Origin of the sequence: Lentzea sp. NPDC060358 (assembly GCF_042725365.1) — a bacterium.
Taxonomy (GTDB): Bacteria; Actinomycetota; Actinomycetes; order Mycobacteriales; family Pseudonocardiaceae; genus Lentzea.
On record NZ_JBHXCW010000147.1, the window covers coordinates 1 to 19801 of the forward strand.

The window sequence follows — 19801 nt, forward strand, 5'->3', positions numbered from 1 at the left end:
GCGGGGGGGGGGGCGGGGGCCCCCGCCACGGGCCGGGCTCGAGTCAAGCGAGGAGAAGGGTGTTCAGGTTCGTCGTCGCAGCACTGAACACCGTTTTGTGGTCATCTTTCCCGGTGAGGGGGAACGGCGGCTCACCGCCACCTGGCCGCCGTGGCGCGGTTGCCCGCGTGGAACGCGGCGATCCGCTTCCAGGTCGCGACCGGGTTCGAGTACAGCGGCAGGTGCCCGCTCAGCGGGATCTCCGCGAGCTCCACGCCGTGGGCGTCCAGCACCGGCAGGTAGGACAGCGACGCGCACTCCTCGCCGTAGACGTACATCTTCGGCATCGGGAGCGCGAGGAACTTGTCCAGCAACGCCCCGTGGTCGGCGAGTTCCACCACCGAACGGAAGAGGTTCGGGACGACCTCACGGCGGATCTTGTGCGGCAGGTTGGCGGAGTAGAGGCCGTTCGAGTACCCCTGCGCCCGGTGCAGGCTCTCGGTGAACCGCGTGAACACGTCGCCGCGTTCCTGGCCCGACAACAGGTTCCTCGCCAGGGCGCAGTCCTCCGGCGCGAGGGTGCCCTTGATGTTCACGAAGCTGAGCACCCGGCCGGGCTGGCGCTGGGCGAGCAGCAACGCCGTGAGCGCGCCGAGCGACTGCCCGACGACGTGGTACCGGCCGATGCCCGTCCTCTCGACGACCGCCTGCGCGGCGTCCACGAGGAACGGCACGTCGACCGCCGAGAGGTCGGTGCACTCCGTCGCGCCGCAGCCGGGGAGGTCGAACGCCACGAACGCGCGGCCGGTGAAGTCGTGCCGCTGCGCGAAGTCGGCGTAGTCCTCTTTGCTCGTGCCGAACCCGTGGAGGAACACGGTCGGCTCCTCCGAGCCGCCGCGGTGCATCGCGGCGACGGTGACGTTCACCCCCCGCACTCTCAGACGCAGTCGTTCGTGCAGGACGGTGTTCCTCACTGTCATGGGATTCCCTGAACTCGTCGCAATGGCGGCTGCGGAACGGTTCGCCAGCTTGCCACCACATGTGAGCGTTCACAAGTAGTTGAAAGCAGGACTTCCTCGCATCTTTCGGCACGGGTTTCCGGCGGACCTCGACGGGACTTGAGGTAGGGCGTTGATCAAGGCTAGGTTGGTCGGCGAGGGGGACCGCCCCGGCGGCCCCGGGCGGGAGCGGCCTTGGCCACCTGTCGATGCGCCTTCCGGCCGGCGTGCCGTCGGCGCCGCGAATTCTTCTGTCCTGCAAGGACTTCCGCCGGTGCGGCGGGTAGGCTGACGGCACTGCGCCCCAGCGGAAGGCCGATCCCGGATGTGTGAGTCCTGATGCCGTTCCCGTCCTCTGTGTACGACCGCGGCACGCGGCCGGACCCGCGGTTCAGCCTGGCGAACGAGCGCACTTTCCTCGCGTGGATCCGCACTTCCCTGGCCCTGCTCGCGGCCGGGGTGGCGCTGGAGGCGTTGCAGGTGCCCGTCCAGCACGGGTTCCGCACCGCCGCCGCGGGCGTGTTCGTCCTCTTGGGACTGTTGTCGGCCGTGCGGGCCTGGTTCGGCTGGATGCGCACGGAACGCGCGCTGCGGGAGGACCGCACGCTGCCGGCACCGGCCGCGGGCGCGGTGGTGGCGCTCGGCGTGGTGATCGCGGTCGTGCTCATCGTGATCGGGTTCTTCTGGTGAGCACGCCGTTCGACCCCGGCCTGCAACCCGAGCGCACGCTGCTGGCGTGGCGGCGCACGTGCCTCGCACTGGCCGTCGCGTGCGCCACGGCCGTGAAGTTCGCGGCCGAGGCCGTCGGCGGCGCCGGCGCGGTCGTGCTGGGACTGGCTGGGGTGGCGCTGTCCGGCTGGGCGTACGTGGCCTCCGCGGCCCGGTACGGCCGGGTGCACCGCCGGCTGGTCCGCACGGGTGCCGCGCCCTCGCCGGGAGTGCCGGTGCTGGCTCTCACCGCGACCGCGCTGGTCCTCGGCTCGGCCTGCTTCGTCTACCTCGTGCACCGCGTCTTGGCCTGAAGCCAGGACGGGCGCTCGGCGACGTGACCTTTCTCAGTCGCGTGACTGTTGCTTGCCAGGCATCAATGCGGTGCGATCTATGTCTTGGACAGCACGTTCGCCCGGCCATAGCGTGACTCGCATGATCACCACCACCTGCCGGAGCGTTCTGGTCTCCGGCGCCGGCATCTCCGGGCTCACCACCGCGTTCTGGTTGCTCCGCCACGGGTTCGACGTCACCGTGGTCGAGCAGTCACCCGGTCCGCGACCGGGCGGCCACGCCCTCGACGTGCGCGGCCCGGCCCTGGAGGTCGCGCGCCGCATGGGCATCGACACCGCCCTGCACGAGCGGAGCACGCACCTCAAGGGCGTCTCCGCGGTCGACGCGTCGGGCGCGGAGGTCTTCCGCAGCACCGAGAGCACGCTGACCGGCGGGCGTCTCGACAGCGAGGACGTCGAGATCCTGCGCGACGCCCTCTGCGAGGTGCTGCGCGACGCCGTCGGCGACGGGGCCGAGTACCTCTACGGCGACTCCGTCACCGCGCTGACGCAGGACGGGTCCGGTGTGGACGTCGCGTTCGCCCACGCGGCCCCGCGCCGCTTCGACCTCGTGATCGGGGCCGACGGCGTGGGCTCGGCGGTGCGGCGGATCGCGTTCGGGCCCGACGAGCGGTTCGTCCGCGCGTTCGGCGACCTGCACGTCGCGGTGTTCAGCATGCCGAACTTCCTGGGCCTGGACCGGTGGGAGGTGACCTACCAGCGCGACGACCCGTTCCTCGGCGCCCTGGTGATGGGGCTGGGCGAAGGCGAACCGGCCAAGGCGTACCTGGGTTTCAGCGCCCAGCCGGCCGTCGGCGACGACGTGCGGGACGTGGCGGCCCAGAAGAGGCTGCTGGCCGACCGGCTCGCCGGCGGCGGCTGGGAGCTCCCGGCCCTGCTCGCGCACATGCGGGACGCGCCCGACTTCCACTTCTACCGGCTCAGCCAGGTCCGCCTGGACCGCTGGTCGCGCGGCCGCGTCGTGCTGGTCGGCGACGCGGGTTACGCGGTGTCGCTGGGCACGGGGCAGGCGACCAGTGTCGCGATGACGTGCTCCTACGTGCTGGCGGGGGAGCTCGCGCGGCACCGGGACGCCCCCGAGGAGGGGCTGGCCGCCTACGAGGGCTCGCTGCGCGACTACGTGCTGCGCAACCAGGACATCGCGCTGGAGTCCGGGCAGGACGACCCGAGCGCGGACGGCCTGCCCGACTTCGGTGCCCTGACGCTGCCGTACGAGCTCGAGGACTACGAGGAAGCTCTCCGGCGCTCGTGACGACTTGTCGCTCGAACGGGTGAATGCGGGGGAGTCGGGCGGCTGTTCGCGGTCGTTCGCCGTTATTCAGCGCGGCCGGGAAAAGAGCACAAGAAGCGCACTCCGGCACCCGCGGAATCGGCTTGCTCACGCTAATCGGCGCTGGTCAAGAGGCGGTGAGGCGCAGCGGGAAAAGTAGCGGCACTATTGCTTCCCGATCACCGATCGGCTTGACTTCCGGCGATCGAAGCGCCTGGCTCCACGGCCTGCGACGAGGCGGCATTCCGATCATGTCACCGGTCGGAAGAATCGAGTGTGTCCAGGTGCCCGGCACAGTGTTCCGCGGAGTTCATGCCCTGCTCGCGGTCGTCCGCGACCTCCTGCACCGGCCGGGGTGGTCGGCCCGCAGCCCGCACGGCGTCCGGGGCGACCGGCCCGTGCCGCTGATCTGCCTGGTGCGGGGCGACACCCCGAACGCCGTGCTCCACGAGCTGGAGAACCACCTCGACGGGGCGGCGGGGTACCGCATCCCGTACGCGTTCGTCGACGCGGGAACGGCGAGCGACCAGGTCGCCGCGCGGTGGGAGGACTCCGCCCGTGACCAGCCGCTGCTCCCGCTGCTCGACGAGCTGCGGCACCGGCTCATGGCCGACCGGTTCGGCGGGCGGCGGCTGAGCAGGTTCCGGCGCTACCGGCTCACGGACTGGCTCACCGGCCAGCGGGTGCCGCCCGGCGAGAGCCGTAACGAACGCGAGGACATCCGCACGATGCTGCGCCGGTGGCACGCCTGGGAACGTGCCGCCGGACCGGACCTCGGGCTGCCCGAGGCGGTCGCGGGGCAGTCGGCCCTCGCGAAGATCGCGATGGCGCTCGTCGTCGCGTGGCACCGCCCGCTGCGGTTCTGGTTGTGGTCCAACGGGTGCGGCAAGGAGCCGCGCTGGCTGATGAGGCAACCGTTCACGGTGCCCGGCCACTCCACGAACTTCACCGGCTTCGCCGAACGCCTGACGGTGGGCAGGCGCACCGAGGAGAACCTCGAGCAGATCAAGAAGCTGCTCGTGCACTCGTTCCTCCAGGACCTCCGCGTCGCCTACGGCTCGGGCACCGTCCGGCTGCGCCGCTGGCGCCGCACCGCGTACGTCCTGGTGCTGCTGGAGAACATCACCGAGGACAACGGCGGCTGGGAACTGCTGCGGCTGATCAACGACGTGCGCAACGAGTCCACCGAGCACGACCCGATGCTCGTCGTGGCCACCGCGGCGCGTCAGCCGGACTGGCTCGCGGCGAGCGGTCCGCCGAAACCCGTGAGCCGGGCCCAGAACGAGCTCCAGACCTGGTACGACGACCTGCCCGCGCGCAGGCAGGCCCTGCGCGGCGACGCGCGGTTCCTCTGCCTCGAACTGCCCGCCGGGAACGAGCCGGACCGGCAGCCGAGCGACGCCGACGAGTCCGCCTGGTACGCGGCGGGAACGCTGCGCTCACCGGCGATCCCCGTGCCCGCGCGCCGGTCGTTCCTCGCGGCCGTGCTCGTCCTCGTGCTCGGCGCGGCGGCGGTCGTCGGCGGCCCGTGGCTGTGGACCCGCGTCGCCGAGGGATGCCTGCCTTCCCCGCGGGCGGCCGTGGCCGCCGAGCGGATCGCACCGCGACCGGGAGAGCGCGAGGGAGAGTGCGTCGGGGTCAGCGACAGCAGGGCCCAGGTGTTCGGCCGCGACGACACGCTGCGCAAGGCCCAGCTGGCGATCTTCGAGATGAACAGGACCGCGGACGACCTCCACGACGAGAAACCCGATCGGCCGATCGTGAGCATCGTCTACTTCTCCGAGTTCACCGGCCCGGAGAACGAGGTGGGCACGGCGGACTCGATCAGCGAGGAGCTGACCGGCCTGCTGGCGCAGCAGCGCCGGCGCAACGTGCGCAGCGACAGCTCCCCGCCGCTGCTGCGGATCGTCGTCGCCAACGGCGGGTACGAGATGAACCAGGCACGGCACGTCGTCGACGAGTACCTCACCCCGCTGGTCCGCGACGACCAGACCGTGATGGGCGTGGTGGGAATGGGGCGGACCGTCACGCAGACCGAGAGCGCCATCGGTGCCCTGGGCGATCTCGGGGTACCGGTGATCGCGACCTCGCTCACCGGGCGGGGCCTGGCCGACCGGTCCCCGGTGTACTTCCAGCTCGTCGCGGGCAACGAGGCGCAGGCGGGCCTGGTCGTGGACTACGCCGAGAACCCCAAGAGGATCACCGCCTACTCTCCCGAGAACTTCGCCGGTGACGGCTACCTGACTTCGCTGAACGAGCACCTGAAGAGCCGCGGGGTCGAGGAGTTCCGCACCTGGACGGGCAAGAGGGCGGACACGGTCGAGCCCCGCTGCGGGGGTGACAAGATCGCGTTCTTCGCCGGCCGGGAGACCGACTTCGAGGGTTTCCTCGGCAAGGTGCTCTCCGCGTGCAAGGCGGACAACCGGCCGCAGATCATCGGCGACGACGCCGTGACCCGGTTCATCGCCCGCCGAGCACGCGCGGACAACTCCGACTACGCGGGAGTCGCGCTGTCCTACGTCTCGCTCGGAGGCCTGGTGGTGTCCCGCAATCGCGACTGCTACTCGTCGGATGCCGACGCGCAGCCGCTGTGCTCGATCATGCGGAGCCTGCGCGACCCCGGCAACGGCGTGGGAACCGCGTGGCGGGAGTTCGGGGACGCGGTGGTCGCGAAGTCCATGCCCTGGATCGGGGAGCGCGTCGGCATCGCCTACGACGGAGCCGGCATGTTCCTGAGCGCGGTCGAGGAGAACAAGCGCCGTCCCCGGGAAGAGCCGAGCGGGCGCGCACCCAACCGCGCCGCGATCGCCCAGGAACTGCGGGAGCTGCCGTGCCCGCAACGAGCCGACGGCCCGAAGGGCGAGCGGTGCTTCGAGGGGGAGTCCGGCAAGCTCGACTTCAGCACGAACCGGTCCGGCGAGGCCAGGCCCATCTCGATCCTGGCCGTCGCCAACCTCAAGCAGACCACCGAACCGCCCCGCTGCGTCTTCGTCAGGCCGGCCGACTACCGGTGCTGACCGGCAGCCGTGCCGGTTCCGCGCATCGTGACGTGGGAACGCCGTTTCGGGGTGCAACGCCGCGTGGATTACGAGTTCGTTCACTTCGCCGTGGATGACGACCACTGCACTAGTCGGACAACTGCTACCGATTATGACAATCACGCTTTGAGATACTGCGGATGAGTAGATTTCACCTGCTTGGGCGTAGATCGAGAACGTCTTGTTGCCGAAGCGGTGTGCACATTTGCGCCAGGCCGAATGGAATTTCCTGTCGATCGTAACCCTGGGGTGGGCTGTGGCGATGAGCCCCTGCGATACGTTCGTTTCGCAGCCCCCTTGTGATCTAGGAGAAGTTGTTGACTTCCTCTGAGCAGCAGAACTCGCGTGAGGACGGCCGTCTGGCGGTTCTGGGGAACTCCACCATGCTTGCTGTTGGTCTGCTTGCCGATGTGATCGCCATTGTTTCGGCCACGCAAGCGAGCTGGAGGGAAGTCGCCATTTTCTTCGGTGCTGCCGGCGTGCTGATTCCGATCGGCTATCTTTCATTTTCCCGGCGGGCCGCTCTCGGGAAACGTCTCTCGGCAGCTGCTGTCGCGTTGGTTGGTGTGTTGGCAGTGGTCATCGGCTTCACGCTGCCCAAGGCTCCTGCTTCGAACTCGTCCAATCCTCCTGTTGGACCGAACTCCCACAGCCAGACGGTCACCATCACCACAACTGCCACGACGACTACGCCGTTCGTTGGTCCTGACCCAGCTCTGCACAGGGACAACACCGGAACCAACTACAAAACGATCGTGGCCGGTTCTGCGGTGGACCTCGACTCGCTCGCTCCGGACGGGGGCTTCGAGGATGTGGCGGAAGAGGACGTCGACACTGATTTCACCTTCGTCTCCAACCTGACGGCCAGTCGCAAGATCGCCCCATCCGCGAAACGCGTCACCTACGCTGATTGCGCCAACTCCAAAGGGGAGAAGGAGGTTGCGGACGCTGATGTCAAGAGGGGGCTGGTGCTGTGCATCCTCACCACCGAACACAGGTGGGCGAGCGTAACTGTGTCGAACCGCTACGTCGAGAACGGCGCAACCGAGCTCGACTTGCAGATCGTTGTGTGGAAGCGACCTGACGAGTCGTAGTTCGCTGTCATTTGCGATGTGCGCGGAGCGCGAGCCGTTTTGTCAGGCCGGCCGACTACCGGTGCTGACCGGCAGCCGCGGGCCGAGCGTCACAGCGACACGCCCGCGCACTGCACGATGTGCTGCCCGGTGATCGCCCCCGCGTCCGCCCCCAGCAGGAACGCCGTCAGCCCGGCCACCTCCTCCGGCGCCACGAGCCTGCCCAGCGGCGGCACCGCCGGGGGAGTGCGCGACCGGCCGGGGTCGGCGAGCATCGGGGTGTCGGTCGGGCCGGGCGCCACCACGTTCACCGTGATCGCGCGCCCCACCAGCTCCGCCGCCCACGACCGCGCCAGCGCGAGCAGGGCCGCCTTGGTCGCGGCGTACTGGCTCTTGCCGGGCACGCCGGTCATGGTCCGGCTGCCGACAAGCACCACCCGCGCGCCGTCGGGCAGGCGGGGTGCGAGGGTGTCGAGCAGGACGGTGGCCGCCTCGACGTGCACGCGCCACATCTCGGCTCCGTCCTCTGTGGACAGCTGGCCCAGTGGTGCGGACCGTTGCAGGCCCGCGGCGTGCACGACGGCGCGGGGCGCCGGCACGTCGGCCAGGGCCGCGCAGAGCTCGTCCGGTCGCGTGAGGTCCGCTTCCCGCCACGTGGTCACGTCGGCGGGGCGGCGCCTGCTGATGCCGGTGACCTCCCAGCCGTCGTGCAGCAGCCGGCGGCAGATGGCGGCGCCGATGCCGGAGCTGGCGCCGGTGACGATCGCGTGCTCAGCCACCGCCGACCCACTCCGGCCGCACGCGCACGTACTTGATGGCCTGGCGGAAGTAGGTGTACGCGACGTGCAGCGCGCCGTCCGGGGACTGGGTGATCGACGGGTAGGACAGCTCGCGGTTGAGCTTGTCGCGGGAGTTGTTGGTCAGGCAGTGCCCGTCACCGGTGTCGAGGTCGCCGCGGGTCCACGTGCGGCCGCCGTCCGACGACACGGCGAGGCTCATCGGCGCGCGCGGTGCTCCCCAGAAGGCGTCGCCGACGGACTCCTCGGACGTGTCCTGCTCCGCCACGCCGTCGTCGCCGATCTCGTCGTAGAGCGAGACGCGGCGGCCGGTCGCGTCGAGCTTGCTGCTGTGGTTGTAGACCAGCGCCAGCCGGCCGTCGGAGAGCGGCACGTACTGGATCGAGGAGTTGTTGTTGGGCAACGAGGTCGGCTCCGGCTCGGACCACGTCTCGCCGTCGTCGGCGGAGACGCTGCGGTGGACGTGGTCGGCCCGGCGGCTGCGGAACAGCGCGAGCAGTTCGCCCGACGGCAACGGGTGCACGTTCATGTGCACGCACCCGGTGCTGGCGGGCACCGGGCGTTCCCGCCACGTCGCGCCGCCGTCGTCGGAGATCATCACGGCGCTGGTGTCGTGGTCGCCCACCCAGGCCTTGCCGGGCACGGAGACGCAGTGGAACACCGGCAGCAGCCAGCGCCCCGACGGCAGCACCACCGGCGGCTGGCGGACGAAGACGCCGCCGCGCTCGGTCGCGGGGAACAGGGTGCGCGGCGCCGACCACGTCGTGCCGCCGTCGGCGGAGGTGCGGCAGCGGACCTCGGCGGTGTCCTGGTTCCCGGCCCGCTGCGCGGTGTGGAACAGCCACAGGTCGCCGTCCGGGCCGGTGGCGAGCACCGGGTTCTGCTCGGAACGCGTGTCGTCGTCGGACAACCGCACCGGCTCGCTCCAGGTCGTGGCGCCGGGGGCCAGGCGGGAGAACCAGACCGAGATGTCGGCGACGCCCTCCTGCGTGCCGCCGAACCACACGCAGCCCAGGTCGCCGCCGGGCAGCACGGCGAGGTTGGCGGCGTGGTTCTGCACGGCGGGCGCGGGCAGGAACGCCTCGGCGCGGTCGCGCACGACGCCGTCGGTGAGCAGCGCGGTCATCGGCCGGCCTCCTTCAGGTGGTCGCGGGCCACGTTCTCCAGGTGCACGAGGTCGGACGCGATGGACGCGAACGTGTAACCCTGCGCGAGCCTCCTGGCCGCGGTCGCCCCGTCCGGGGTGTGGATGCCCGCGGCGATCCCGGCCGCCTCCGCCGCCGCGCGGATCCGGCTCACGGCCTCCTCGAACGCCTCGTCCACCGACGAGTCCGCCACGTGCGCGCCGCCGACGGCCAGGCGCAGGTCGGACGGGCCCACGTACACCCCGTCCAGGCCCGGTGTCGCGCAGATCGCCTCCACCTCCGCCAGGCCCGCGGTCGTCTCGATCATGGCGATCACCGCGGTCGCCTCATGGGCCCGCGCGGGCTCCGGGCCGAACCGCAGACCCGAGCGCATCGGCCCGTACGAACGGCGGCCCAGCGGCGGATAACGAGTCGCCGCAACGGCGAGAGCCGCGTCCTCGGCGCTGTCGACCAGGGGCACGATGACCGCGGCGGCGCCGGCGTCGAGCGCCCGGCCGATCGGCGCCGGGTCGTTGGCCTCCACGCGGACCACGCCGGCGGAGGCGCCGCCCGCGTCGATCGCGGTCAGCGACGCGACGAGCCCGGCGTAGCCGAGCAGGCCGTGCTGCATGTCCAGGCACACGTAGTCGTAGCCGAGGCGGGCCAGGCGCTCGGTCGCCACGGGGGCGTCGAGCACCGACCAGTAGCCGAGGACCCGCTCACGAGCGCGCAGCCGGGCGGCGAACGTCATGTCTCTCCTTGGTCAGCGGTGGTAGGCGGGCATCGGGCCGCGCAGGTCCGCGCCCACCTCGTCGCACGCGGCGCGCACGTCGTCGGGCAGGGGACCGGCCGCGGCGGCCGCGATGTTGGCGTGCAGCTGCTCGACGCGGGACCCGCCCAGCAGCAGCGCTCCGACGTCCGGCCGGTCGAGCAGCCAGCGCAGCGACAGCTCGGCCAGGCCGATCCCGGCGCCGTCGGCGACCGCGGCCAGGCGTTCGACGGCGGCGAACAGGCGGGCGTCCCAGTACCTCTCGCGGTACATCCCGGCCAGCCGCGAGTCGCCGAACCGGCCGGTGCCGGGCTCGTCGCCGAACCGGTGCCGGCCGGTGAGCAGGCCGCCGCCGAGCGGGTTGTAGACCATCGTCACGAGGCCGCTCGTGCGGGCGTACTCCAGGTACTCCTCCTCGACCCGGCGGGCGAGCAGGTTGTAGAGCTGTTGCGCCACCACGGGCCGCGGTCCACCGGCGTGGGTGAGCTCGGCGATCCGCCACGCCGCGAAGTTCGACACCCCGAGCGCGAGCACCTTGCCCTCGGCGATGAACTCCCCGACGGCACCGAGCGTGTCCGCGATCGGCGTCGCCCGGTCCGGCTGGTGCAGGTAGAACAGGTCGACCCGGTCGGTGCCCAGGCGCCGCAGGCTGCCGTCGAGCGACGCCCGCAGCGCGGCGGGCGACAACGGCGCGTGGCCGCCCGCGTCCGGGTGCGGCATGCCGGCCTTGGTGGCGAGCACGACCCGGTCGCGCCGGTCGCGCAGCACCGCCGACAGGATCTCCTCGGTGCGCCCGCCCGCGTAGGCGTTCGCGGTGTCGACACCGGTGATGCCCGCGTCCAGTGCGGCGTCCACAATGGACGACGCGGTGGCCTCGTCCACGGTGTCGCCGAACGTCATCGTGCCGAGCACGAGCCGGGACAGCGGCACGGGCACGCCGGGCAGCTCCACGCCGGTCACGCCTGCCGTCCTTCCATCGCCGCGGCGACGAGCGCGCGGGGCTTGCGGCCCGTCATCACCTGCGGGTCCAGCGCCGCCCGCCGCAGCGCGAGCGTGTACGGCTCCGCGGGAGCGGCGAGCACCCGTTCGGTGACACCGGACTCGACCACCCGGCCCGCGCGCAGCACCACCACGTCGTCGCTGATCTCCTTGACGACCCCGAGGTTGTGCGAGATGAACAGGTAGGCGACACCGGTGTCGCGCTGGATCTCCCGCAGCAGGCGGAGCACCTGCGCCTGCACCGACACGTCGAGCGCGCTCGTCGCCTCGTCGCACACCAGCAGCTCCGGCTCGCTCGCGAGCGCCCTGGCGATGCCGATGCGCTGCCGCTGCCCGCCGGAGAACTCCGCGGGCCGGCGGTCGTGCGTGCCGGCCGGCAACCCGACCCGGTCGAGCAGCACGGCGGCCTCGCGCAGGCACGCCGCCCGGTCGCGGCCCCGCAGCCGCAGCGGCTCGGCGACGATCCGCAGTGCCGTCTGGTGCGGGTCGAGCGAGCCGTACGGGTCCTGGAACACCATCTGCACCTTGTGCCGCAACGGACGCAGGTGCTTCTCCGGCAGCGCGGAGATGTCCTGCCCGTCCAGCACGACCCGGCCCGAGGTCGGGCGGATCAGCCGCACGATCGCCGCCGCGATGGTCGACTTGCCGCAGCCGGACTCGCCGACGACCGCGAGCGTCCGGCCGCGTTCGAGCGTGAAGCTCACGCCGTCCACAGCCCGCAGCGAGCCGTACTGGACGACCAGGTCCTGCACCGCCAGGAGAGGAGCGGTCACGACGTCACCTCCAGGGCGCCGAGACGGGGGACCGCGGCGAGCAGCTCGCGGGTGTACGGGTCGCTGGGGCTGTCGATGATCTGCTCCACCTCACCGGACTCGACGAACCGGCCCGCGCGCATCACGTGGATCCGGTCGGAGACCAGCCGTGCCACGCCCAGGTCGTGCGTGATCATCAGGATGCCGATCCCGGTGCGCTCCTGCAGGTCGAGCAGCAGGTCCAGGATGTCGGCCTGCACCGTCACGTCCAGCGCCGAGGTCGGTTCGTCCGCCACCAGCAGGGCCGGTTCCGCGGCGAGCGCGGTGGCGATCAGCACGCGCTGCAGCATGCCGCCGGAGAGCTGGTGGGGGTAGGCGTCCCAGCGCGTCTCCGGCTGCCGGATGTGCACCTGCTCCAGCAGCGCGACACCGCGGCGGCGCAGTTCGGCGCGGGAGAGCTTGCCGTGCCGCAACCGCAGCGCGTCGCCCAGCTGCGCGCCGATCGTGTGCACGGGGCTCAGCGCCGTCATCGGGTCCTGCGGGATCAGCGCCGCCACCCGGCCGCGCAACGGCACGACGGCGGCCGGGTCGGCGACCACGTCGACGCCCTCGAACCGCACCGAGCCCGACAGCACGGCCAGGCCCTCCGGCAGCAGCCGCAGCACGCCCATGGCGGTGGTCGACTTGCCGGAGCCGGACTCGCCGATGAGCGTGACGGTCTCGCCGCGGCCGACGGAGAAGCTGACGCCGTCGACCGCGCGCACGACACCGGCGTGGGTGATCAGCTCGATCTGGAGGTCCTCGACCTCGAGCAGCGGGGCGGTCATCAGGCGTCCGCCTTCCTGGTCCGGCGGGTGCGGTCCCGCAGGGCGTCGCCGAGGAGGTTGACCCCGACCACGAGCAGCACGATCACGAGACCGGGCAGCGTGATGAGCCACCACGACGTGGTGATGTAGTCCTGGCCGTCGGAGATGATCCGGCCCCAGGTCGCGAACGGGCGCTGCGGCCCGGCGCCGAGGTAGCTCAGCGCGCTCTCCAGCAGCACGGCCTGCGCGAGCAGGAGCAGCACGACGAGGCTCGCCGGGCGCACCACGTTCGGCAGCACGTGCCGGGTGAGGATCGTGAGCCGGTGCAGGCCGAGCACCCGCGCCGCCGCCACGTACGGCTTCTCCCGCTCCACCAGCACGAGCGACCGGGTGAGCCGGGCGACCTCCGGCCACTGCGCGATGGCGATGACGAACGTGATCACCGGCACCGAGGGGCCGAACAGCGCGACCACGAGCAGCAGCATCATCAGCAGCGGCAACGACAGCTGCGCCTCCAGCAGCCGGGAGACCGCGGTGTCGGCCCAGCCGCCGAAGTAGCCGGCCGCCGACCCGGCGAGCACGCCGATCACGCCGGACACCAGCACCGCGAGCACGCCGATGGTCAGCGAGACCTGCCCGCCGTGCAGCACCCGCGACAGCAGGTCGCGGCCGAGCTGGTCGGTGCCGAAGAGGTGGCCGCCGGTCAGCGGTGGGAGCCGGCGCTGCCCGAGGTCCTGCTGGTCCGGTCCCGGGATCGGCAGGACGGAGGCGAACGCGATCGGCAGCACCACGACGAGCGTGCAGATCGAGCCGAGCCAGAGCTTGAGCCGGATGGCCTTGCGCTGCCGGGTCGCCGACGCGGCGGCCAGCGCCTTCGCGCTCACCGCGCTGGGCCGGGCGGCGGAGGTGTCCGAAGTGGAGGGCGGGGACGTCGTGGAGGTCATGCGGTGGCCGCCTTTCCGAGGCGCACTCGCGGATCGAGCAGCGGGTAGGTGAGGTCGACGAGCAGCTGGACCGCGACGGCGAGCGCCGCGGTGACCAGCACGGTGGCCTGGATGACCGGGTAGTCGCGGGTCTCCAGGGCGCGCACGACGAGCGAGCCGACGCCGGGCCAGGCGAACACGACCTCGACGACCACGACGCCGTTGAGCAGGGCGGCGAACCGGGTGCCGAGCGCCGTCACCACCGGCACCGCGGAGTTGCCCATCGCGTAGCGCCAGACGAGCGCGCGTTCGGAGGTGCCGCGGGAGCGCGCCACCGTGAGGTACGGGGCGGCGAGCGCCGAGCCCATCTCGCGGCGGACCAGCCGGGAGATCAGCGCGATCTGCAGGATCGCCACCGTCACCGCGGGCAGCACCAGCCCGCCCCACGTGGTGAAGCCGGACGCGGGGAACACCGGGACCAGCACGGCGAACGCGGTCAGCAGCACCACACCGGTCCAGAAGTCCGGCATGGACTGCCCGGCGATCGTCGTCACGTTCACGCCGATCTCGCGCCGGGTGTCCGCGCGCCGGGCCATCCACACGCCGAGCGGCACGGCGACGACCGTGGTCAGCGCGATCGCCGCGACCGCGAGCGTGATCGTGTACGGCAGCCGGCCGAGCACCACGTCGAACGCGGGCGCGCGGAACGCGAAGCTCGTGCCGAGGTCGCCGTGCAGCAGGCCCTTCAGGAAGATCCCGTACTGCGCGAGCACGGACTCGTCGAGCCCCAGCTGCCCGCGCACGCGCTCCAGGTCCTGCGGGGAGGCGGTCGGACCGGCGTAGGCGGCGGCCGGGTCGCCGGGGGCCAGCCGGACGAGGACGAACACCGTCGAGACGGTGAGGAACACGGTCAGCAGGCTCTGGCCCACGCGCCGGGCGAGGTAGCGGATCACGGCTCAGCCCTCCACTCGGACGGCGGAGATGTCGTAGGAGTTGATCGGTTGCAGCCGCACGCCCTGCACCCTGGTCCGCCGGGCCAGCAGCACCTTCGGCACGAACGCCCACAGGCACGGCCAGGTCGCCCAGATGTCGTGCTGCGCGGCCGTGACGAGCTCGGTGCGGCGGGCGGCGTCGGTCTCGGCCGCCGCGGCCGCGAGCGCCTGCGCGATCGCCGGGTTCACGAAGCCCTGGTAGGTGTCGCGGGTGCGTTCCTTCTCCGGCGTGCCGCCGTACATGCCGAGCAGCGTGGTGATCGCCTGCCCGGTGGGGCCGGGGTAGCCGTTGCCGAGCACGTCCCAGTCGCCGCCGCGGCCCTGGCGCCACTTCAGGATGTCGCCGCCGGGTTCGAACTGCTGCAGCTCGGCGCCGACGCCGGCGGCCCGCAGCATCTCGAGCACGGCCTCCATCACCGACGTGTCCGCCGGGAACTCGCCCGTCTCCCAGATGATCTTCAGCTTGAGGTCGCGGACGCCGAGCGCCTCGAGCCTCTTGCGCGCCTCGGCGGGGTTGTGGACGTACGCGCCGGTGCGCACGGCACCCGACAACGCCAGCGGCACCACGCCCTCGGCCTGCGTCACGGACCCGACCAGCACGTCCTCGACCAGCGCGCGGCCGTCGATCGCGAAGGTGAGCGCCTCGCGCACCCGCGGGTCGGCGAGCGGGTGCCCGGCCGGCTTGCGGAAGTTGTAGAACAGCTGGTTGATGCGCGTGCTGGGCAGGTTCTCGATCACCACGCCCGGCAGTCCCGCGAGCTGCTCGGCGGAGTCCGGGGTGATCGAGTCGATGACGTCCAGCTCACCGCTGCGCAGCGCGATCACCCGGCTCGACTCCTCGGGCACGAACCGCACGCGGATGGTGCTCACCGACGGCGGCGGCGCCCAGTACCTCGGGTTGCGTTCCAGCGTGTACTCGCCGGTGCCGCCGTTGGCGGCGGTGACGACGTACGGACCGGACCCGAGACCGCTCGTCAGCTCCTCCGGGCGGTTCGCGGCCGCCGGGGTGACGAGGACGTTGGCCATCAGCAGGTCGAGGATCGGGACCGGCCGCTGGGTCTCGAGGACCAGCGTGCGGTCGTCCACCTTGGACACGGTGGGCAGCTCGGGGAACAGTCCGACGACGAACGACCCGTTGACCTGCCCGTACATCCGCAGGGCGGTGGCCACGTCCTCGACCGTCACCGGGCTGCCGTCGGAGTAGCACGCCTCGTCGCGGAGCCGGACCGTCCACCGCGTCGGCGCCGTCTGCTCGAACCGCTCGGCGAGCACCGGCTGCGCCTTCATGTCGACGTCGATGCGGGTGAGCGCCTGGCGCACGGCGCGCTGCACGGTGATCGCCGCGTCGAACTGGTTGAGCTTGTTGTCGAGGCTGACCAGCGACCGGTTCAGCCCGAGCGTGAGCGAGCCGGGGCTCGCGGCACCGACGGGTCCCGCGCAGGCCGCGAGCGGGGCCAGCGCGAAGCCTGCTCCGGTGGCGAGCCCCGCGCGCAGCAAGGAGCGGCGGCTGAGCACGGCGCCACTGCCGAATTGGGTCATCGTCGACCTCTTCCGTGTGCCCGGACCGAGTGAACGTTGTGGAGGACACACTGACACGGTTGCGCGAATCGCGCAATGACTGTCGCGCAGAACGCGCATACTGTGGCATAGTCGCCCCACAGGGAGATCTCGGTGGGGAGGGTTGATGTGAAAGAGTTTCCGGTGTTCGCGGTCGCGGACGACCTGTCGGGAGCGGCGGAGACCGCGGTCGCGCTCAGTGTGCGCGGAACACGCAGCGTTGTCCTCCTGAACGCGCGGGACTCGGTCGCCGACGTGGTCGTGCTGGACACCGACTCCCGCGGACTCCCGCCCGCCGCGGCCCACGAGACCGTGCTCACCGCCCTGGCCGGCGTCCGCGCGGGCGACCGGGTGTTCAAGAAGATCGACTCGGTGCTGCGCGGCAACGTCGCCGCCGAGGTCGCCGCGCTCACCGCGCGCGGGTACGGCGTCGCCCTGACCCCCGCGTTGCCCGTCGCCGGCCGCACGGTGGTCGGCGGTGCCCTGCGCGTGGCCGAGGACGGCTGGCGCGCGAACTGCGCAACCTCGCGCGAGGTGCTCCCGGAGGCGCTCACGCTCGGCCTCGACGTCGTGCGCGGCCCGGCCCTCGGCGACGCCCTGGCCAAGGCCGCCGACACGTGCGGCGTCGTCGTCTGCGACGCCGAGACCGACGCCGACCTGGACGCCCTCGCCTGCGCCGCCGTGCACGCACCCGCCACCCTCGCCCTCGCCGGTTCCGGGGCGCTCGCCGCGGCGCTGGGCCGCACCCGCACGCCGTCGGGCCACGAGACCACCGCGCCGCCGCCGTCGGAGAAGGTGCTGGTCGTCGTCGGCAGCGCGGAACCCGTCGCGGCCGCCCAGGTCGCGCGCCTGACCGGCTGCACCGTGCACAGCCTGGACGTGGCCGCGCTGCTCGCCGGCCCGGTGTGGATCCCGCGCCTGCGCGGCGTGACCGTGCTGTGCGTCGCCGCCGCCGACGGCATCGACCCCGCCGTCTCGGCGGCGCTCGCCCGCACCGTCGCGGCCGTCCCCGACTGGACCGACCTGGTCCTCGTCGGCGGTGAGACCGCACGGCGCGTCCTCGACGCCCTCGGCGTCGGCGAGCTCGAACCCTTCGACCAGATCCACCACGGGGCGGTCCGCTCGCGCACGCGCGACGGCCGGGTCGTGGTGACCAGACCGGGCAGCTTCGGCGGCCCCGACTCCCTCGCACAGATCGTGCGGGCCCTGACCGAAAGGCCTTCGCCGTGAACTCAGCCAGCGCACTCCCCGTCGTCGCCGTCACGATGGGCGACGGGGCGGGGATCGGCCCCGAGGTGATCGTGCCCGCCGTGCTGCACCCGGACACCCTCGCGGTCTGCCGCCCGGTCGTCATCGGCGACGCGCGCCGGCTGCGGCAGGCCGCGCAGATCGTGGGCGTGGACGCCGACGTCGTCGCGATCTCCGGTCCGCAGGAGGCCGAGTTCGGCGAGCGGCGCGTCAACGTGGTCGACCTCGGCCTGCTGCCGGAGGACCTGCCGTGGGGCGAGCTGTCGGCCGTCGCCGGTGAAGGCGCCTACCAGTACATCCGCCTCGCCGCCGAACTCGCGCTCAGCGGCGCCGTCCACGCCATCTGCACCGCGCCGCTCAACAAGGAGGCGCTGCACGCCGCCGGCCACCTGTTCCCCGGCCACACCGAGCTGCTCGCGCACCTGACCGGTGTCGAGGAGGTGTCGATGATGCTGTCGACGCCGAAGGTCAAGGTCATCCACGTGACCACCCACATCGGCCTGATCGACGCCATCGCCCGCATCGAGCCGGGCCTCGTCGAGCGCACGGTGCGGCGCGGCCACGACGCGTTGGTCCGCGCGGGCAACAAGGCCCCGGTGATCGGCGTGTGCGGCATCAACCCGCACGCCGGCGAGAACGGCCTCTTCGGCTACGGCGAGGAGGAGGAGAAGATCGTGCCAGCGCTGGAGGTGCTGCGGGAGCAGGGCGTCGACGCCAGGGGACCGCTGCCCGCCGACACCGCGTTCTTCCTCGCGGGCCGCGGCGACTACGACCTGATCGTCGCGATGTACCACGACCAGGGCCACGGACCGGTCAAGGTGCTCGGCATCGAGGCGGGCGTGAACCTCACCGTCGGCCTGCCGGTGATCCGCACGTCCGTCGACCACGGCACGGCCTTCGACATCGCCGGGACCGGCAAGGCCGACGCCCGTAGCATGGTCGAAGCGCTGCGCCAGGCAGCGGAGCTCGCCTCAGCACCGGACCCCGCCCAGGAGACCGCAGCACGATGACTTCCGCCGTCGGATCGCGCGAGCGCCGCGACCAGATCGTCCGGCTGGCCACCGAGACCGGGCTCGCGAGCGTCGACGAGCTCTCCCGGATGTTCGACGTCACCCCGTCGACGATCCGGCGCGACCTCGCGCGGCTGACCGCGGACGGCCGCCTCGCCCGCACCTACGGCGGCGCGATGGCGGTCAACGCCCACCCGGAGTCCTCGCTGCGCCAGCGGGTCGGCGAGGGCTTCGACGCCAAGCGCGCCATCGCCCGCTGGGCCGCGGACCAGATCCGGCAGGGCGAGACGATCCTGCTCGACGCCGGGTCCACCATCGGCGCGCTGGCCCACGAACTGCGCCGGGCCGACCTGCTCACCGTCGCCACCACCGGCCTGACCGCCCTGCAGGAGCTCGCCGACGTGGAGTCCGTGCACGTCGAGTGCCTGGGCGGCACCCTGCGCCCGCTCAGCCAGGGCTTCGTCGGCCCGCTCACCGAAGCCGCGCTGGAGCGGATGACGTTCGACCGCGTCTTCCTCGGCACCGACGGCGTCAACGCCGACGGCGACATCTGCGAGGCCGACCTGCGCCAGACCCGCCTCAAGGAGCTGATGGCCCGGCGGGCGGACCACGTCTACGTGCTCGCGCACGCCGCGAAGCTCGACCACCGCCCGTTCCACGCCTGGGCCAGGCTGCCCCGGCCGTGGACGCTCGTCACCGACGACACCGCGGACCCCGCCGCGGTCGAGCGGCTCCGCGCCCGCGGTGTCGACGTGGTCGTCGTCGAGGCCCTCCCGGTGACCGCCGCCGGGTGATCCCCGCGGGTTCCCGCGCTGTCGACGGAGTGTCGCCGGATTGTCGACGGCGCTTGCCATCGTGGGCGGTGACCCAGGGGAGGAACCTGATGAGAAACCGGATCGTCACCACGGCGCTCGCCTCGACCGCGGCCATCGCGGGACTGCTCGGCACCGCCTCGCCGGCCTCGGCCGACGACCACTTCGACGTGACCGTCCGCAGCGCGGTCAGCGGCAAGTGCCTGGCACCGCAGGGGGAGTCGTTCTCGGACGGCGTGCCGATCGTCCAGACGACCTGCAACGGCAGCGCGTTCCAGCGGTGGGACTTCATCGACAAGGGCAACCACGTCGTGCAGATCCGCAACGCGGTCACGTTGAAGTGCATGGACGTGCTCGGCCTCAACAACGACGGCACGCCGGTCGTCCAGTGGCCCTGCGCCAACATCACCAACCAGCGGTTCCAGGCGAGCCGCAACCTGCCCGACTTCGTGACGCTCAAGTCGCGGGTCGCCGGCACGTCGACGCACTGCCTCGACGTGCCGGGCGGGCAGGCCACCGAGGGACTGGCCGTGCAGATCTGGACCTGCAACGGCACCGCCGCGCAGTCGTTCGGCGTGTTCCCGGTCTGACCT

At 72.1% G+C, this 19801-nt stretch carries 19 protein-coding genes; 9 read left to right on the forward strand and 10 right to left on the reverse strand.

Annotation, left to right across the window (positions count from 1 at the left end; genetic code table 11):
* Positions 1-131: 131 nt before the first annotated feature.
* On the reverse strand, positions 132-905 hold the full coding sequence (locus ACFWGZ_RS26860) for an alpha/beta fold hydrolase (protein ID WP_382454347.1): 774 nt from the start codon (positions 903-905) through the stop codon (positions 132-134).
* 411 nt (positions 906-1316) lie between these two features.
* Between ACFWGZ_RS26860 and ACFWGZ_RS26865 the strand changes: the two genes are divergently transcribed.
* From ACFWGZ_RS26865 to ACFWGZ_RS26885, 5 genes are all read left to right on the forward strand, one after another.
* Positions 1317-1667, forward strand: a complete 351-nt coding sequence (locus ACFWGZ_RS26865; RefSeq protein WP_382454348.1) for a YidH family protein — start codon at positions 1317-1319, stop codon at positions 1665-1667.
* Positions 1664-1999, forward strand: a complete 336-nt coding sequence (locus ACFWGZ_RS26870) for a DUF202 domain-containing protein (protein ID WP_382454349.1) — start codon at positions 1664-1666, stop codon at positions 1997-1999. Before ACFWGZ_RS26865 ends, ACFWGZ_RS26870 begins: the two co-directional genes overlap by 4 nt.
* 121 nt (positions 2000-2120) lie before the next feature.
* Positions 2121-3290, forward strand: coding sequence for an FAD-dependent monooxygenase (locus tag ACFWGZ_RS26875; RefSeq protein ID WP_382454350.1), 1170 nt, complete (start codon positions 2121-2123; stop codon positions 3288-3290).
* Between the two features lie 302 nt (positions 3291-3592).
* A complete protein-coding gene (locus tag ACFWGZ_RS26880) occupies positions 3593-6325 on the forward strand; it encodes a hypothetical protein (RefSeq protein ID WP_382454351.1) in 2733 nt (910 codons plus the stop codon).
* A gap of 338 nt (positions 6326-6663) precedes the next feature.
* Positions 6664-7440, forward strand: coding sequence for a hypothetical protein (locus tag ACFWGZ_RS26885; protein ID WP_382454352.1), 777 nt, complete (start codon positions 6664-6666; stop codon positions 7438-7440).
* 89 nt (positions 7441-7529) lie between these two features.
* Here ACFWGZ_RS26885 and ACFWGZ_RS26890 read toward each other — a convergent pair whose 3' ends face one another.
* From ACFWGZ_RS26890 to ACFWGZ_RS26930, 9 genes are read right to left on the reverse strand one after another with little or no spacing between them, the layout of a single operon-like run.
* Positions 7530-8198 carry an SDR family NAD(P)-dependent oxidoreductase gene (locus ACFWGZ_RS26890; RefSeq protein ID WP_382454353.1) on the reverse strand — a complete coding sequence of 223 codons (669 nt, stop codon included), beginning with the start codon at positions 8196-8198 and terminating at the stop codon, positions 7530-7532.
* Positions 8191-9342 carry an exo-alpha-sialidase gene (locus ACFWGZ_RS26895; RefSeq protein WP_382454354.1) on the reverse strand — a complete coding sequence of 384 codons (1152 nt, stop codon included), beginning with the start codon at positions 9340-9342 and terminating at the stop codon, positions 8191-8193. Before ACFWGZ_RS26895 ends, ACFWGZ_RS26890 begins: the two co-directional genes overlap by 8 nt.
* The gene (locus tag ACFWGZ_RS26900) at positions 9339-10091 is read right to left on the reverse strand and encodes an HpcH/HpaI aldolase/citrate lyase family protein (RefSeq protein WP_382454355.1); all 753 of its coding nucleotides are present in this window, start codon (positions 10089-10091) and stop codon (positions 9339-9341) included. The genes ACFWGZ_RS26895 and ACFWGZ_RS26900 overlap by 4 nt, the downstream gene beginning before the upstream one ends.
* Positions 10092-10103: 12 nt before the next feature.
* Positions 10104-11069, reverse strand: a complete 966-nt coding sequence (locus tag ACFWGZ_RS26905) for an aldo/keto reductase (RefSeq protein WP_382454356.1) — start codon at positions 11067-11069, stop codon at positions 10104-10106.
* On the reverse strand, positions 11066-11881 hold the full coding sequence (locus ACFWGZ_RS26910) for an ATP-binding cassette domain-containing protein (protein ID WP_382454357.1): 816 nt from the start codon (positions 11879-11881) through the stop codon (positions 11066-11068). Before ACFWGZ_RS26910 ends, ACFWGZ_RS26905 begins: the two co-directional genes overlap by 4 nt.
* On the reverse strand, positions 11878-12687 hold the full coding sequence (locus ACFWGZ_RS26915; protein WP_382454358.1) for an ABC transporter ATP-binding protein: 810 nt from the start codon (positions 12685-12687) through the stop codon (positions 11878-11880). Before ACFWGZ_RS26915 ends, ACFWGZ_RS26910 begins: the two co-directional genes overlap by 4 nt.
* Complete coding sequence (locus tag ACFWGZ_RS26920; RefSeq protein ID WP_382454359.1) at positions 12687-13610, reverse strand: ABC transporter permease; 924 nt, start codon at positions 13608-13610, stop codon at positions 12687-12689. Before ACFWGZ_RS26920 ends, ACFWGZ_RS26915 begins: the two co-directional genes overlap by 1 nt.
* Positions 13607-14542, reverse strand: a complete 936-nt coding sequence (locus ACFWGZ_RS26925) for an ABC transporter permease (RefSeq protein ID WP_382454360.1) — start codon at positions 14540-14542, stop codon at positions 13607-13609. The genes ACFWGZ_RS26920 and ACFWGZ_RS26925 overlap by 4 nt, the downstream gene beginning before the upstream one ends.
* Before the next feature lie 3 nt (positions 14543-14545).
* Entirely contained in the window at positions 14546-16120 is a 1575-nt protein-coding gene (locus ACFWGZ_RS26930; RefSeq protein ID WP_382454361.1) for an ABC transporter substrate-binding protein, read from the reverse strand.
* Between the two features lie 147 nt (positions 16121-16267).
* On the opposite strand from ACFWGZ_RS26930, the gene ACFWGZ_RS26935 reads away from it, so the two are divergent.
* The 4 genes from ACFWGZ_RS26935 (at position 16268) to ACFWGZ_RS26950 (ending at position 19798) form a co-directional block, all read left to right on the forward strand.
* Entirely contained in the window at positions 16268-17368 is a 1101-nt protein-coding gene (locus ACFWGZ_RS26935; RefSeq protein WP_382454362.1) for a four-carbon acid sugar kinase family protein, read from the forward strand.
* Complete coding sequence (gene pdxA / locus ACFWGZ_RS26940) at positions 17365-18396, forward strand: 4-hydroxythreonine-4-phosphate dehydrogenase PdxA (protein WP_382454363.1); 1032 nt, start codon at positions 17365-17367, stop codon at positions 18394-18396. Before ACFWGZ_RS26935 ends, pdxA begins: the two co-directional genes overlap by 4 nt.
* Positions 18393-19190: a DeoR/GlpR family DNA-binding transcription regulator gene (locus tag ACFWGZ_RS26945; protein WP_382454364.1), complete on the forward strand. Its 798-nt coding sequence runs from the start codon at positions 18393-18395 to the stop codon at positions 19188-19190. The genes pdxA and ACFWGZ_RS26945 overlap by 4 nt, the downstream gene beginning before the upstream one ends.
* A gap of 89 nt (positions 19191-19279) precedes the next feature.
* Positions 19280-19798 (forward strand): RICIN domain-containing protein, encoded by a 519-nt coding sequence (locus tag ACFWGZ_RS26950; protein ID WP_382454365.1) that lies wholly within the window; start codon positions 19280-19282, stop codon positions 19796-19798.
* Positions 19799-19801 lie beyond the last annotated feature (3 nt).

Coding starts and splice junctions, on each gene's coding strand:
- ACFWGZ_RS26920 (WP_382454359.1), bottom strand. CDS start 13,610: ATGACCTCCACGACGTCCCCGCCCTCCACTTCGGACACCTCCGCCGCC.
- ACFWGZ_RS26900 (WP_382454355.1), bottom strand. CDS start 10,091: ATGACGTTCGCCGCCCGGCTGCGCGCTCGTGAGCGGGTCCTCGGCTAC.
- ACFWGZ_RS26895 (WP_382454354.1), bottom strand. CDS start 9,342: ATGACCGCGCTGCTCACCGACGGCGTCGTGCGCGACCGCGCCGAGGCG.
- ACFWGZ_RS26915 (WP_382454358.1), bottom strand. CDS start 12,687: ATGACCGCCCCGCTGCTCGAGGTCGAGGACCTCCAGATCGAGCTGATC.
- ACFWGZ_RS26865 (WP_382454348.1), top strand. CDS start 1,317: ATGCCGTTCCCGTCCTCTGTGTACGACCGCGGCACGCGGCCGGACCCG.
- ACFWGZ_RS26875 (WP_382454350.1), top strand. CDS start 2,121: ATGATCACCACCACCTGCCGGAGCGTTCTGGTCTCCGGCGCCGGCATC.
- ACFWGZ_RS26930 (WP_382454361.1), bottom strand. CDS start 16,120: ATGACCCAATTCGGCAGTGGCGCCGTGCTCAGCCGCCGCTCCTTGCTG.
- ACFWGZ_RS26945 (WP_382454364.1), top strand. CDS start 18,393: ATGACTTCCGCCGTCGGATCGCGCGAGCGCCGCGACCAGATCGTCCGG.
- ACFWGZ_RS26950 (WP_382454365.1), top strand. CDS start 19,280: ATGAGAAACCGGATCGTCACCACGGCGCTCGCCTCGACCGCGGCCATC.